The sequence below is a fragment of the Stenotrophomonas sp. JC08 genome (assembly GCF_052180205.1).
GTDB lineage: Bacteria > Pseudomonadota > Gammaproteobacteria > Xanthomonadales > Xanthomonadaceae > Stenotrophomonas.
On the sequence record NZ_CP197473.1, the window covers coordinates 2,142,789 to 2,156,775 of the forward strand.

14 protein-coding genes are annotated in these 13,987 nt (G+C 66.3%); 7 read left to right on the top strand and 7 right to left on the bottom strand.

The window, feature by feature from the left end:
* Positions 1 to 15: 15 nt before the first annotated feature.
* Positions 16 to 972 carry an HlyD family secretion protein gene (locus ACSBPQ_RS09830; protein WP_442681972.1) on the bottom strand — a complete coding sequence of 319 codons (957 nt, stop codon included), beginning with the start codon at positions 970 to 972 and terminating at the stop codon, positions 16 to 18.
* Positions 965 to 1,690, bottom strand: a complete 726-nt coding sequence (locus ACSBPQ_RS09835; protein WP_442681973.1) for a TetR/AcrR family transcriptional regulator — start codon at positions 1,688 to 1,690, stop codon at positions 965 to 967. The genes ACSBPQ_RS09830 and ACSBPQ_RS09835 overlap by 8 nt, the downstream gene beginning before the upstream one ends.
* 177 nt (positions 1,691 to 1,867) lie before the next feature.
* Between ACSBPQ_RS09835 and ACSBPQ_RS09840 the strand changes: the two genes are divergently transcribed.
* The 7 genes from ACSBPQ_RS09840 to ACSBPQ_RS09870 all read left to right on the top strand — a co-directional run bounded on the left by ACSBPQ_RS09840 (position 1,868) and on the right by ACSBPQ_RS09870 (position 8,063).
* A complete protein-coding gene (locus ACSBPQ_RS09840; RefSeq protein ID WP_442681974.1) occupies positions 1,868 to 2,851 on the top strand; it encodes a PhoH family protein in 984 nt (327 codons plus the stop codon).
* Positions 2,852 to 2,890: 39 nt separating this feature from the next.
* Positions 2,891 to 3,766 carry a hypothetical protein gene (locus ACSBPQ_RS09845; RefSeq protein WP_442681975.1) on the top strand — a complete coding sequence of 292 codons (876 nt, stop codon included), beginning with the start codon at positions 2,891 to 2,893 and terminating at the stop codon, positions 3,764 to 3,766.
* A 57-nt stretch (positions 3,767 to 3,823) separates the two neighbouring features.
* The gene (ybeY, locus tag ACSBPQ_RS09850; protein WP_442681976.1) at positions 3,824 to 4,309 is read left to right on the top strand and encodes an rRNA maturation RNase YbeY; all 486 of its coding nucleotides are present in this window, start codon (positions 3,824 to 3,826) and stop codon (positions 4,307 to 4,309) included.
* Positions 4,310 to 4,318: 9 nt separating this feature from the next.
* A complete protein-coding gene (locus ACSBPQ_RS09855; protein WP_442681977.1) occupies positions 4,319 to 4,882 on the top strand; it encodes a hypothetical protein in 564 nt (187 codons plus the stop codon).
* A 69-nt stretch (positions 4,883 to 4,951) separates the two neighbouring features.
* On the top strand, positions 4,952 to 5,830 hold the full coding sequence (locus ACSBPQ_RS09860) for an HlyC/CorC family transporter (protein ID WP_442681978.1): 879 nt from the start codon (positions 4,952 to 4,954) through the stop codon (positions 5,828 to 5,830).
* 5 nt (positions 5,831 to 5,835) lie between these two features.
* The gene (locus ACSBPQ_RS09865; protein ID WP_442681979.1) at positions 5,836 to 7,059 is read left to right on the top strand and encodes a lipoprotein N-acyltransferase Lnb domain-containing protein; all 1,224 of its coding nucleotides are present in this window, start codon (positions 5,836 to 5,838) and stop codon (positions 7,057 to 7,059) included.
* A complete protein-coding gene (locus ACSBPQ_RS09870) occupies positions 7,056 to 8,063 on the top strand; it encodes a magnesium and cobalt transport protein CorA (RefSeq protein ID WP_442681980.1) in 1,008 nt (335 codons plus the stop codon). Before ACSBPQ_RS09865 ends, ACSBPQ_RS09870 begins: the two co-directional genes overlap by 4 nt.
* Positions 8,064 to 8,090: 27 nt before the next feature.
* Here the strand turns inward: ACSBPQ_RS09870 and ACSBPQ_RS09875 are convergent, their stop codons facing one another.
* The 5 genes from ACSBPQ_RS09875 to ACSBPQ_RS09895 all read right to left on the bottom strand — a co-directional run bounded on the left by ACSBPQ_RS09875 (position 8,091) and on the right by ACSBPQ_RS09895 (position 13,959).
* Positions 8,091 to 9,458 (bottom strand): NAD-dependent succinate-semialdehyde dehydrogenase, encoded by a 1,368-nt coding sequence (locus ACSBPQ_RS09875; RefSeq protein ID WP_442681981.1) that lies wholly within the window; start codon positions 9,456 to 9,458, stop codon positions 8,091 to 8,093.
* 190 nt (positions 9,459 to 9,648) lie between these two features.
* Entirely contained in the window at positions 9,649 to 10,494 is an 846-nt protein-coding gene (locus tag ACSBPQ_RS09880; protein WP_442681982.1) for an ABC transporter permease subunit, read from the bottom strand.
* A complete protein-coding gene (locus ACSBPQ_RS09885; protein ID WP_442681983.1) occupies positions 10,491 to 11,417 on the bottom strand; it encodes an ABC transporter permease subunit in 927 nt (308 codons plus the stop codon). Before ACSBPQ_RS09885 ends, ACSBPQ_RS09880 begins: the two co-directional genes overlap by 4 nt.
* A complete protein-coding gene (locus tag ACSBPQ_RS09890) occupies positions 11,414 to 12,544 on the bottom strand; it encodes an ABC transporter ATP-binding protein (RefSeq protein WP_442681984.1) in 1,131 nt (376 codons plus the stop codon). Before ACSBPQ_RS09890 ends, ACSBPQ_RS09885 begins: the two co-directional genes overlap by 4 nt.
* Before the next feature lie 290 nt (positions 12,545 to 12,834).
* Positions 12,835 to 13,959, bottom strand: coding sequence for a polyamine ABC transporter substrate-binding protein (locus ACSBPQ_RS09895; protein WP_442681985.1), 1,125 nt, complete (start codon positions 13,957 to 13,959; stop codon positions 12,835 to 12,837).
* Positions 13,960 to 13,987 lie beyond the last annotated feature (28 nt).

Genomic DNA, 13,987 nt, shown 5'->3' on the forward strand with positions numbered 1-13,987 from the left:
GGCATTGCCCCCGGATCAGCGCTCGTCATCGGCCACGACCCGCAACGGTGCACCGACCGGCAACGTGGTCGCCTCCTCGCCCAGGCTGATTTCCGCCAGATAGCTCAGGCGCTCGGCGTCCTGCCCGATCAACGCGAAGTACGGCGTGAACACCGGTTCGCTGCGGATCATGCGCACCCTTCCCGGGTATACCTGCGTCTGTCCCTGCAACTGCACGCGCAGGGTGTCGCCGACCTGCACGCGGTTGCGCAGCGCCTGCGGCAGGTACACGCGCGCATACGGCGTTTCTCCCACCAGCAGGACCACCAGCGGGGCGCCCGTGGCGGGCTGGTCGCCGAGCTTGTAGGGAAGACTGTCCACCCGTCCCGCACGCGGCGCGACCAGCGCCAGCTTGTCCAGCGCTATCGACTGCGCCTCGGCACTGGCCTCCACCGAGGCGAGCGCCGCCACGCCCTGCGCAAGCTGCTCGGAGCGGCTGCCGTGCTGCAGTTCGAGCAAGGCCGCACTGGCCTGCTGCACCTGCGCATGCGCACTTTGTGCGGCGGCACGGGCGCGATCCAGTTCCGAAGCCGCCACCAGTTGTCGCGCCCCCAGCGGTTGCACCCGCGCGTAATAGGCCTGCGCCTCGCGCGCCTGCGCCTGCACCGCGGCCAATGTGGCCCGGGCCTGGGCGATGTCCTCCGCACGCGGGCCATGGCGCAGCTCCAGCAGGGCCGCGTCCCGTTGCGCGGCCTGCGCCTGCAGCGCCTCCAGCTGCGAGCGGGTGTGGGCCGGCTCGAGCTGCATCAACGGCTCCCCTGCGACAACCTGCTGGCCCTCGCGCACGTCGATGCGCACGATCCGCTCCGAAGCCGGTGCCGGCAGCGTCACCCGGTCCCATTCCAGCGTGCCCAGTGCCTGTGGCGGCTGCCGCGTGCAGCCGGCGGCCAGCAATGCCACCACGATCGTCGCCCAGATCCGTCGATCAGCCATGTCCCAGCTCCAGTCCGCGCAACAACAGCGCCAGTGCGTGATGCTGCACCTCATCGGCTCCCAGTTCATCCATGCCGAACAGCTGCTGCCAGATCGGCGCACTCGCCAGCGGGAACATCGTCAGCCCCACCAGTGACGCCACCAGCAGCCGCGGGTCCAGCTGCGGATTGAGCTGGCCGGCCTGCTGTGCCGCGGCAAATCGTGCCGCCAGCGCCTGCGGCAGCACCGGACCGACGCGCTCGATCATCGCCGCACGCAGCGCGCCACCTTCGCACAGGATCTCCCGCACCCACAGCGCCGGCAGCCAGGGATGTGCCGCCACCGCGCCGGTGATGCCGCGGACAAAAGCGCCGACCTGCGCCGCCAAGTCGTCGCCGGCGTCGGCCATCGCGGCATGGACGCCAGCCATCACCGGCCCCAGCCGCTCGGCCACCACCGCCTGCTGCAACTGCTGCCTGTCGCCGAAGTAATAGTGGACCAGCGCCGGGGTCACCCCGGCATGGCGGGCGATATCGCGCAACGAGGTCGCCTGGATTCCCTGCCGGCTGAAACAGGCCAGCGCCGCATCCAGCAGGCGGGCACGCAGATCGACCCGGTCGGCTGCCGGACGCCGTCCCGGCGCACGCGGGCGGGACGGCCGTGCGCCATTGCCTGCGGATGCAGCCGTCGCAGCCGGCCCGCTGCCTGCACCTGCCTTTCTGGAGGTTGTTCGCGTCATCGCCTGATTTAATTGAACGGACAATTAAATTTCAAGTGCCGGCTTTCGCCTTCTGCGGGCACTGCCGCTCCGGGACCACGCCACCAGCGGCCGCAGCTGCCGGCCGATGCGACAATCACGCCACTGTTTCCCGCCCTGCGGCATTGATACCGCATCCACCGGCACCATCTTCATTCCATGACTGCAACCACTCATCGCAATTTCACCCTCGAGCCCGAAGACAACGAGCGGCTGGCCAACCTCGCCGGCCCGTTCGACGAGCACCTGCGCCAGATCGAACTCGGACTGGGCGTGGAGATCGCCAACCGCGGCCACATCTTCAGGATCAGCGGCCCCGGCAAGACCACCGGCGAGGCGGAAAAACTGCTCAAGGCCCTGTATGCCGAAGCCGCCGATACCGTGTTCGACAACCACGCCATCCACCTGCGTCTGAACCGTGCCAACGTCGCGCATGTGACCGAACAGGCCTACGAGGCGCAGGACGTGGCGATCAAGGTCAAGCGCGGCACCGTGCGCGGCCGCGGCGCCAACCAGTCCAAGTACCTGCACCAGATCGCCACCCACGACATCAATTTCGGCATCGGCCCGGCCGGCACCGGCAAGACCTTCCTGGCGGTGGCGATGGCGGTGGATGCGCTCAACGAGGCGCGTGTGCAGCGGTTGATCCTGGTGCGCCCGGCGGTGGAGGCTGGCGAGAAACTCGGCTTCCTGCCCGGTGACCTGAGCCAGAAGGTCGACCCCTACCTGCGCCCGCTGTACGACGCGCTGTACGAAATGCTCGGCGTGGAGAAGGTGGCCAAGCTGCTGGAGAAGAACGTCATCGAGATCGCGCCGCTGGCCTATATGCGCGGGCGCACGCTCAACGACGCCTTCGTGATCCTCGACGAGGCCCAGAACACCACCATCGAACAGATGAAGATGTTCCTGACCCGGCTGGGCTTCGGCTCGACCGCGGTGATCACCGGCGACCTCACCCAGACCGACCTACCCAAGCACGTCAAATCCGGCCTGCGCGATGCCATCGAGGTGCTGCGTGGCGTGGAAGGCGTGAGTTTCAGCTTCTTCGAGGCCCGCGACGTGGTCCGCCATCCGCTGGTCGCGCGCATCGTCAACGCCTACGAGCACCGCGACCTGCAGCAGGTCAAACCCGGCACCGAGTAGGCCGTACACTCGGGACATCGCCCGCACAGAGGAGGTGCCATGTCCCGGTCATATCTACTGCTGTCCCTTGCCACACTGATGCTGGCGACGAGCATTCCCGCCGTCGCCGCCAGGAAAGCGCCCGCCAGTCAATCGCGTCCGTATGTTGAAACCAGCTACCTGATCGCGCCAAAACAGGTGGGCGATTTCGAGTTGGAAGGTGCCAGTTACGATGCCAACCAGAAGTACTCCGGCGCCGGCTTCCGGTACATGCTCAAGGGCCACCAGGAAACCCGCTTCGACGTATACGTCTACCCTGCCGGGCGCCTGGACCCGGCCTCGGCAGTGGACGACGGCATGAAGGGGTTCCGCTACGACATCGCGCAGGCAGTAAAACAGAACATCTACACGCAGGTGCAGGAACTGCACGACAGCCCGTTCCCGCTGTCTGGCGCAGAACCCGAAGACAGCGTCCCGGCCAACGACATCGACGCCGCCGTGATGAAAGCCATTGCCGATACCGGCAGGGTCACCGGGCACAAGCTGCAGATGCGCTTCAATCTGCAGCCTCGCGACTGGCCCATGTATTCCAGTGGTTACCTTTTCTACAAGCAGCTCTACTACTTCAAACTGCGTGCCTCCGCCGCCCAGGAGCGCATCACGCAGGAGTCGTTCGACAGCCTGACCGACCTTGCCGCGCGCACCTTGATCCCCGCCCTGCAGGTGGCCAACGTCGGTGAATGTGCCAATGCGACCATCTACCTGAACCCGGACACCACGCCCGAACAAGGTGCTGTGGAACTGGTCCGCCAGAGCCGTCAACACCAGGGCTACAACTGCCACTCCTCTGCCGGACAAGCCGGCATCGAACAGTCACGCAGGTCTGCCGAAGTCATCGAAATCACCTATGCAGCCGACGAATGGAAGTCGCAGTGACACGCCTTGCGCGCGATACTGTGCGCCTCTGTACCGTCTTAAATGCTGGAACCCGCCATGACCAAGGGCCCCACCCGTCTTGATGTCGCCGTCAGCTACGCCCTGCCCCGCGCCGGACTGCCGGCGGCAACCAGCTTCCGCAAGTGGGTGGCCGCGGCGCTGAAGAACCGCATCCGTGAAGCCGACCTCGCCATCCGCCTGGTCGATGCCAAGGAAGGCCGCTCACTGAACCACCACTACCGTGGCAAGGACTACCCCACCAACGTGCTCAGCTTCCCGGCGGAGTTGCCCGAGGGTCTGCCCGAGGAAGTGAAGTTCCCGCTGCTGGGGGATCTGGTGATCTGCGCGCCGGTGGTCGCACGCGAAGCCGGGGAACAGGGCAAGCCGCTCAACGCCCATTACGCCCATCTCACCGTCCATGGCGTGTTGCACCTGCTCGGCTGGGACCACGAGGACGACAAGGAGGCCGAGGCGATGGAACAGCTCGAGCGCGAGATCCTCGCCGAACTGGGCATCGCCGATCCCTACACCGGTGAACGCTGAGCCCGCCCGATGAAACGCCTGCTGCCCTGCCTGCTGCTCGTCCTCGCCCCGCCGGCCGCCGCGTCCTCGCCGGTGGACCTGCCGGCGCTGATCGAATGCCGCCAGAGCGTGAGCGATTTCGCTGCGCTGGCGCCCATCGCCAACGACCCGCTCAAGGCGGTCGCGCTGGGCTGGCGGCCATTGCCGCAGGGCAACCTGTTCATGGCCGAATACCGGCTTCTGGAGCCGATCACCGTGTTCGGCCACCGTTCCGACCATATCGCCATGGCCGGCGCCACCGTCGTGGCGATCCTCGACCTGCCCGATCCGCGCGTGCTGGCCACGCAACTGGAACTGGAAACCGGCTATGACGCCGAGGACAAGTTCATGGCCGGGCGCGAGCTGGTCAGCCGCGACGTGATCGACGCCAAAACCGGGGAGGCCCTGATCGAATCGGTGATCCTGAGCGTTTCCAACGTCAAGTCGCACCCCGGCAAAACCCTTGCCGGCTGCACCTACAGCCTCGACATCCCGGCCGATGACGAGCTGCCACCGGCCCCCGCAGGCAGCGTCACCGCACCGCCGCAGGCATAGCGGTCCGCCGCCGACATTTTGCTAGACTGCCGTCACCGCCCGGCCTGCCGGGTGCAGTCAACCCAAGAGATGTCTGAAGACGACAGTAGTACCGCGCCGGAGCATGGCGAGAAGAAACGCAGCTGGCTTGAACGCCTGAGCGCGGCTTTCTCCGGCGAACCCCATACCCGTGACGAACTGGTCGCCGTTCTGCAGACGGCGCAACAGGATGGCCTGATCGCCGCCGACACCCTGCGCATGATGGAAGGCGCCATCGCGGTGTCCGAGCTGACCGTCGGCGATGTGATGATCTCGCGCTCGCACATGGTCTCGCTGCCGGTCACCTCCCCGTTCCTTGACCTGATGACGCTGGTGGTGGAATCGGGCCATTCGCGCTTCCCGGTGCACGGCGAGAACAAGGACGACATCCTCGGCATCCTGCTGGCCAAGGACCTGCTGCGCGGCGTGGTCGCCAACGGCGACTACCGCAGCGTGCACGAGCTGCTGAGGCCGGCGGTGCTGATTCCCGAATCCAAGAAGCTCAACGTGCTGCTCAAGGAGTTCCGGCTGTCGCGCAACCACATGGCGATCGTGGTGGACGAGTACGGCGGTGTTGCCGGTCTGGTCACCATCGAGGACGTGCTGGAGCAGATCGTCGGCCAGATCGACGACGAGCATGACGAAGCCGAGGACCACACCGCGCAGATCGCCATCCAGGCCGATGGCCGCTACGTGGTGGACGCACTGACCGCGATCGAGGATTTCAACGAGCGCTTCAGTGCCGATTTCTCCGACGATGACTACGACACCATCGGCGGGCTGGTCACCGAGGCCATCGGCCATCTTCCGGAAACCGGCGACGAGCTGACCCTGGACCGTTTCGTGTTCCGCGTGGCCCGCGCCGACGCGCGCCGCGTGCTGGCATTCCACGTCACCGTGCTGCCGCCCGAGTCCCGGGACGAGGACTGAGCACCGTGCCCTTCCCCCGGCTGCTGTCCATCGTCGCGCTGCTGTTCCTGCTGCTGTGCCTCGCCCCCGTGAGCGCACAGCCGGCGAGCGACGCCCGGCCGGCACCGCGTATCGGCGTGGTGACGATGCAGCCCGGGGAGATCTTCTTCGAGCGCTTCGGCCATGACGCGCTGGTGGTGGTCGATCCGGCCAGCGGCCAGGCCACCTCCTACAACTTCGGCTACTTCGATCCGGCCGAGCCGGACTTCATCGGCAACTTCATTCGCGGCCACATGATGTATTACCTGGTGGCGCTGCCGCTGGACGAAGATCTGGCGCAGTACCGTGACGACGGGCGCGGCGCCAGCCTGCAGTGGCTGGATCTTCCACCACAGCAGGCCACGGCGCTGGCCGAGGCGCTGGCCGAGCGGGCAAAGCCGGAGAACGCGCGCTACCGCTACGACTACTTCACCGCCAACTGCGCCACGATGGTGCGCGACAGCCTGGACCAGGCGATGGGCGGTGCCCTGCAATCGCAACTGGCCGGCCGCTCGCGTGGCAACACGTATCGCAGCGAGTCGGTGCGGCTGGCCTCGCCATCGCCGTGGATGTGGCTGGGATTCGACCTGGGCCTCGGTCCGTGGGCCGACCAGCCGCTGTCCCGCTGGCAGGAAGCCTTCGTGCCGATGCGGCTGGCCGACAGCCTGCGTGAGGTCCGCAACAGCGAAGGGCGGCCACTGGTGCAAACCGAACAGGAGCTGTTGCCGCACTGGCTGGCGCCGGAACCGGGCGAGCATGCTCGCGTCTGGTGGCCATGGCTGCTGCTCGGACTGGCCGTTGCCGCCGCGCTGTTCCACCTCCGTCACAAGCCGCGCGCAGTTGCCGGTTTCGCGCTGCTGTTCTGGCTGCTGTGCGGTGTTGCCGGCGCGGTGCTGACCTACCTGTGGGGCTTCAGCGAGCACCAAGCCGCATGGGCCAACCGCAACCTGCTGCTGCTCAATCCCCTGGCGCTTGTCCTGATTCCCGGCGCGCTGAGGCTGCTGCGTGGACGCCAGCCGGGTCACTGGTTCGGTCTCGTCGCCGGGTTACTGGCGGTGATCGCCTTGGCCGCACTGCCGGTGCATTGGCTGTCACTGCAGGCGCAATTCAACATGCAGTGGATCGTGCTGCTGCTGCCGATCCACCTGCTGCTGGCAGCCGTGCTTGGCAAGCCGGCGCTGTCTGCTGGCAGCCGGGAACAGCCCGCATGACCTCCCCCGCTTCCGCACTGCCGGACAATCCGGCCTGCGTGATCAACTGCACCTGGTACGACGAAAACGGCACGCCGCAGACGCTGGCGCTGGACAACATCAGCGATGTGCTGGCCAGCGATGCCAAGGGGTTTGTCTGGGTCGGGCTGTACGAGCCGGACGATGCGGTGCTGGAGAAGATGCAGGAAGAGTTCAACCTGCATGACCTGGCCATCGAAGACACCCGCAAGGCGCACCAGCGCCCCAAGATCGAGACCTACGGCAACTCGCTGTTCGTCGTGGTGCACACCGCGCAGGTGCTGGACGAGCGCATCCGCTACGGCGAGACCCACGCCTTCCTGGGGCCGCGCTTCCTGCTGACGGTACGCCACGGCGCCTCGCTGTCCTACGCGCCGGTGCGGGCGCGGCTGGAGCGCGAGCCCGGACTGCTGGCGATGGGCCCGTCGTTCTGCCTCTACTCGGTACTGGATGCGGTGGTCGACAACTACCTGCCGATCACCAGCAGCTTCAGCGACACCCTGGACCTGCTGGAAAAGGACATCTTCTCCGAGGACTACAAGCGCCGCACGGTGATCCGCCTGTACGAACTGCGGCGCGAGCTCAACAAGATGCGGCTGGCGGTGGCGCCGCTGCAGGATGCGCTCGCCCAGCTGCAGCGCAACCAGGCGCAGCTGGTCAACGAAGAGGTGCGCCTGTACCTGCGTGACGTGCAGGACCACGCCGCCCGCATCAACGACGCCATCGACACCCTGCGCGAGATGCTGGGCACCGCATTGAGCGTGAACCTGTCACTGGTCACGCTGGCACAGGGCGAAACCGTCAAACGCCTCGGCGCCTGGGCTGCGCTGCTGGCCGCCCCCACCCTGATCACCAGCTGGTATGGCATGAACTTCACCGGCATGCCCGAACTGGCCGGCCGCTATGCCTACCCGCTGTTGATCGTGGGCATCAGCGTGACCTGCGTGGTGCTGTACCGCCTGTTCAAACGCTCCGGCTGGCTGTAAGCACAGTCGGCCTATCGGCGCCGGCGCTCAAGCGACGTAGACGGTCTTGATGTTGACGAACTCGTGGATGCCGTGCGCGCCCAGCTCGCGGCCGAAACCCGAACGCCTGGTGCCACCAAACGGCAGCCGCGCATCGCTCCTGACCACCGAATTGACGAAGGTCGCACCACAGCGCAGCTGCAAGGCGACCTTCTCTCCGCGCGCCGCATCGCCCGTCCACACGCTGCCGCCCAGGCCGAACACCGTGTCGTTGGCCACGCGTACCGCCTCGGCCTCGTCCTTCACCCGCAGAATCGCCGCCACCGGCCCGAACAGTTCCTGCGTGTAGGCCGGCATGCCCGGCCCCACATGGTCGAGGATCGTTGCCGGGTAGCCGGCATGGGTGCCGGCCAGCGGCTCACCGCCAAGCAGTACCTTCGCCCCCTTGTCGATGCTCTGCCGCACCTGCCGCTGCAGTTCATCACGCAGGTCGGCGCGCGCCAGCGGCGCCAGCGTGGTCGCCGCATCCTGCGGATCGCCATAGACCCTCGCTTTTGCCGCTTCGACAAAACGCCGCACGAAATCCTCAGCGACCGCTTCGACGAGGATGAAACGCTTGGCGGCGATGCAGGTCTGCCCGGCGTTGTCGAAGCGCGACTTCACCGCCGCGGCGACCGCGACATCGAGGTCGGCATCCTCCAGCACCACGAAGGCGTCGCTGCCTCCCAGTTCCATTACGCATTTCTTCAACTGGTCGCCGGCGTTGGCGGCGATCGCGCGCCCGGCCCGCTCGCTGCCGGTCAGCGTGACCGCCTTGATCCGCGGGTCGCGCAGCACCCCGGCGGCCTGCTCGTTGTCGATATGCAGCACGTCGAACACACCGGCCGGTACGCCGGCCTCGGCCAGCACCGTGGCGATCAGGTCGGCGCAGCCGGGCACATTGCTGGCGTGCTTGAGCAGCGCCACGTTGCCGGCCATCAATGCCGGCGCCAGGAAACGGAACACCTGCCACACCGGGAAATTCCAAGGCATCACCGCCAGCACGCAGCCGATGGGCTGGTAGCTCACATAGCTGCGCTGCGCCTCGGTGGGAATCGGCTGCGGTTGCAGGTAGCCGGCCGCGTGCTCGGCGTAGTACTCGCAGACGGACGCGCTCTTCTCGATCTCCGCCAGCGCTTCGCCACGCAGCTTGCCCATTTCCCGGGTCATCGTCTGCTGCAGTTCATCACGCCACCGGCGCAGGCCCTCGGCGACCTTGCGCAGCAGCGCGGCGCGATGCTCCAGCGCCAGCCCCGACCACACCGGAAACACCGCCTCGGCGGCGGCAAGCCGCTGCTCGATGGCGGCGGTGCCCATCAGCTCGACCGTGCGCAGCGCGCGACCGGTGTAGGGATTGAGGGTCTGATAAGCGGCCATGACGCCATTCCTGCATTCGACGGATGCCGGAATGGTAACGGCCGGCGCGTTGCGCGCGGGTAAACAGGCCCGCCTGCGCACAGCACGGCTGGGCGCTGCCGGAACCTTGCCGGGATGTGCCCGGCAGCCTCGGCGGGCCAGCCGCAAACCGCACTGCGGGCCAGCCGCCCGTCAATGCCGGGCGGTTCCCTCAGCCGTTCTCCTGCAGTGCCAGCTGCATGTCACGCTGGCGCCGCTTGTCGGCGCGCGCGGAGATCCACCAGCCCAGCACCGCCACCAGCGACACCGCCAGCACCAGCAGGCTGGCCAGCGCGTTGATCTTCGGGCTCACGCCCATACGCACCGAGGCGAAGATCTTCATCGGCAACGTGGTCGAACTGGGGCCGGCGACGAAGCTGGCGATCACCACGTCATCCAGCGACAGCGTGAAGGCCAGCAGCCAGCCGGACATCAGTGCGGGGGCGATGATCGGCAGGGTGATCAGGAAGAACACCTTGAGCCGGTTCGCGCCCAGGTCCATCGCCGCTTCCTCCAGCGAGCGGTCCAACTCCTGCAGGCGCGAGGACACCACCACCGTGACGAAGGAAATGGTGAAGGTGACATGTGCGATCCAGATCGCCACAACCCCCTTGGACGGCAGCCCGAACAGGCCGCCCATCGACACCAGCATCAGCAGGATCGACAGACCGATGATCACTTCGGGCATCACCAGCGGCGCGGTCATCAGCGCCCCGAACAGGGTCTTGCTGGGGAAGCGCTTGAAACGCGTCATCGCCATCGCCGCCATCGTGCCGATCACCATCGAGGCGGTGGCGGTCCAGAACGCGATCTTCAGACTGATCCACGCCGCCTGCAGCAGCTGGCGGTCACGGAACAGCTCGCCATACCACTTGGTCGAGAACCCCGCCCACACTGTCGCCAGCCGCGACGAGTTGAACGAATACAGCATCAACAGCAGGATCGGCAGGTACAGGAAGGCGAAGCCGAGCAGCAGGATGCCCCAGCCCAGCCACGAGGTGCGCCGCGGCATGCTCATGCCAGCCTCCCTTCCAGCTCGCGCTGCTGCGCGCGGTTGAAGATCAGGATCGGAATCAGCAGCAGGATCAGCATCACGATCGCCACCGCCGAGGCCAGCGGCCAATTTCGGTTGTTGAAGAACTCGCCCCACAGCACCCGGCCGATCATCAGCGTGTCCGGGCCACCGAGCATTTCCGGGATGACGAACTCGCCCACCGCCGGGATCGCCACCAGCATGCAGCCGGCGATGATGCCGCTGCGCGACAGCGGCAGGGTGATACGCAAGAACGCCTGCCACGGCTTGGCGCCAAGATCGTAGGCCGCCTCCAGCAGGCGGTGGTCGAGTTTGACCAGATTGGCGTACAGCGGCAGCACCATGAACGGCAGGTAGCAGTAGACAATGCCGATATAGGCCGCCAACGGCGTGTAGAGGATGCGCAGCGGCTCGTCGATCAGGCCGATGCCCATCAGCGTACGGTTGAGCAGGCCGTTGCTGTCGAGGATGCCGATCCACGCATAGACGCGGATCAGGAACGAGGTCCACGACGGCAGCACCACCAGCAGCATGGCGATGTTGCGCGCCGACGGCGACATGCGCGAGATCACATAGGCCATCGGATAGCCGATCAGCAGCGTCAGCAGCGTGGACACCAGCGCGATCTTGATCGAGCTCAGGTAGGCGACCACGTACTGGCTGTCGGCGAACAGTTGGGTGTAGTTGCCGAGGTTGAGGTTGATGGTAAAGGCGTTGTCCACGTACGCCACGATCGAGGTGTACGGCGGCATCGCCACCACCATCTTCGCAAACGAGATCTTCAACACGATCAGGAACGGGATCGCGAAGAACAGCAGCAGCCACAGGTACGGTACGCCGATCACCCCGGCACGGATCCCCGGCAGCCAGCGCCGCCAGCCGGTCTGGTTTGGGCCGCGCGCGCTCATGAGGTCAGCACCACGCCGTCGTTGTCGTCCCAGGACACCCACACTTCATCGTTCCAGGTGATGCCGTCGCTGTCCCAGCGCTTCATGTTGGCGAAGTTGGACAGGATCTTGGCGCCGCTGGGCAGGCGCACGTGGTACACGGAATGGCTGCCGAAATAGGCGATGTCCTCGACCACCCCGAACGCCTTGTTGCTCGTGCCCTCGGGCTCGTCCTTGGCGATATGCACCTTCTCCGGACGCAGCGCGAATGCCACCGGCTGCCCCTCGTAACAGGTGATGCCGTGGCCGACATAGATCGGCGCCGGGAAATCGCCGGTGCGCACGGTGACGTATTCCGGCAGGTCCTCGTCGATCACGCCCTCGAACAGGTTCACCGAGCCGATGAAACCGGCCACGAAGCGGTTGGCCGGCTGCTCATAGATGTCATCGGGCTTGCCGATCTGCTGGATCCAGCCCTGGTCCATCACCGCGATGCGGGTGGCCATGGTCATCGCCTCTTCCTGGTCGTGGGTGACCATCACGCAGGTCACGCCCAGCTGTTCGATGATGTTGACCAGTTCCAGCTGCATCTTCGAGCGCAGCTTCTTGTCCAGCGCGCCCATCGGCTCGTCGAGCAGCAGCAGTTTGGGCCCCTTGGCCAGCGAGCGCGCCAGCGCCACGCGCTGCTGCTGGCCGCCGGAGAGCTGGTGCGGCTTGCGCTTGCCCAGCTTCTGCAACTGCACCAGCTCCAGCATCTCGCCGACACGGCGGGTGATGGCATCCTTGGCCATGCCGTCCTGCTTCAGGCCGAAGGCGATGTTCTGCTCCACCGTCATGTGCGGGAACAGCGCATAGGACTGGAACATCATGTTGATCGGCCGCTCGTAGGGCGGCAGCGTGGTGATCGGCTGGCCGTCGAGCAGGATCTTGCCCTTGGTCGGGGTTTCGAACCCGGCCAGACAGCGCAGCAGCGTCGATTTGCCACTGCCCGAACCGCCCAGCAGCGCGAATATCTCACCCTTGCGCACATCCAGATTGACGTCTTCGACGGCGACAAAACCGTCGAATTCCTTGCGCAGGTCGCGGATGGACAGGTAGCCGGGGGCGTTGTTCAGGGCAACGGCATCCGGCTTGGCTTCTACAGGCATGTGCTCAGGCTCCGGGCTCGGGCAGGTGGAAGACGGGCGTAGTGTAGCCCCCGGGTTTCGGCTGCGGCTTCGCGCCATCTGGCCGGTGGCGGCCGGTGGCGGCACCCGCACTGGCAGCCGGTCCCTGCCCGCCGATGCGATGGCGCTTGTGCCGCCGCATCCGGCATGAGGCTATCGCCGCAGATGGCGAAGGCCGGTGAAAGCCGCCCGCACCGGCCACACGGCCGGAAGGAAAACAGCCCCCATGCGACGGCATGGGGGCCGGAAGGTGCCACGCCGATGCCGGCTGATCAGCGGCCGGTCTTGATCTCGGTCCACAGACGGGTATAGAGCTTGTCGGTCTGCGGGCTGTTGATCGCGTAGGTGAACATCCTGTCGGCCACATCGGCCGGCGGGTAGACGGTGGCATCGTTGCGGATCGCCTCGTCCACCAGCGGCGTGGCCGCGGTCACCGGGTTGGCGTACTGGGTGACATTGGTGTTGTTGGCCGCCACCTGCGGTTCCAGCAGGTAGTTGATGAAGGCGTAGGCGTTCTCCGGATGCTTGGCATCCTTCGGAATGGCCAGCATGTCGAACCACTGCGGCGCGCCTTCCTTCGGAATCGAATACGCCACTTCCACGCCGTTGCCGGCTTCCTCGGCACGGTCACGGGCCTGGATGATGTCGCCGGACCAGCCGACCACCAGGCAGGTGCCGCCATTGGCCAGCGAACCCACGTACTGGCTGGAATGGAAATTCTGCACGTACGGGCGGATCGACTTGAGCAGATCGGCGGCCTTCTGCAGCACCACCGGGTCGGCACTGTGCGGATCCTCGCCCAGGTAATGCAGAGCCACCGGGATCATGTCCGACGGAGTGTCGAGCAGGGTGACGCCGCAATCCTTCATCTTGGCGATGTTTTCCGGCTTGAACACCAGGTCCCAGCTGTTGGCGATCTCGGTGCTGCCACCGAAGCGTTCCTTGAGCTTGGCCACGTTGTAGCCGATGCCGGTGGTGCCGACCATGTACGGCACGCCGTACTTGTTGTCCGGGTCCTGCCCGGCAATGCGCGCCATCACCGCCGGGTCGAGATTGGCCAGGTTCGGGATCTTGCTCTTGTCCAGCGGCAGGAACACGCCGGCCTGGATCTGCCGGCCGAAGAAGTTCAGCGTCGGCACCACGATGTCGTAACCGCTGTTGCCGGTCAGCAGCTTGGTCTCGACCATCTCGTCACTGTCGAACACGTCGTAGGTGACCTTGATGCCGGTCGCCTTCTCGAAGTTGGGGATGGTGTCCTCGGCGATGTAGTCCGAGTAGTTGTAGACGTTGAGGACCTTGGCCTCGCCGCCATCGGCGGCCGTGCCTGCCGGGTCCTTGCCACCGCAGGCGGCGAGCAGGGAAATGGCGATACCGGCGGTGAGGATGTGCAGCTTCATGATGTCTCCAGTGGTTATCCGGAAGTGG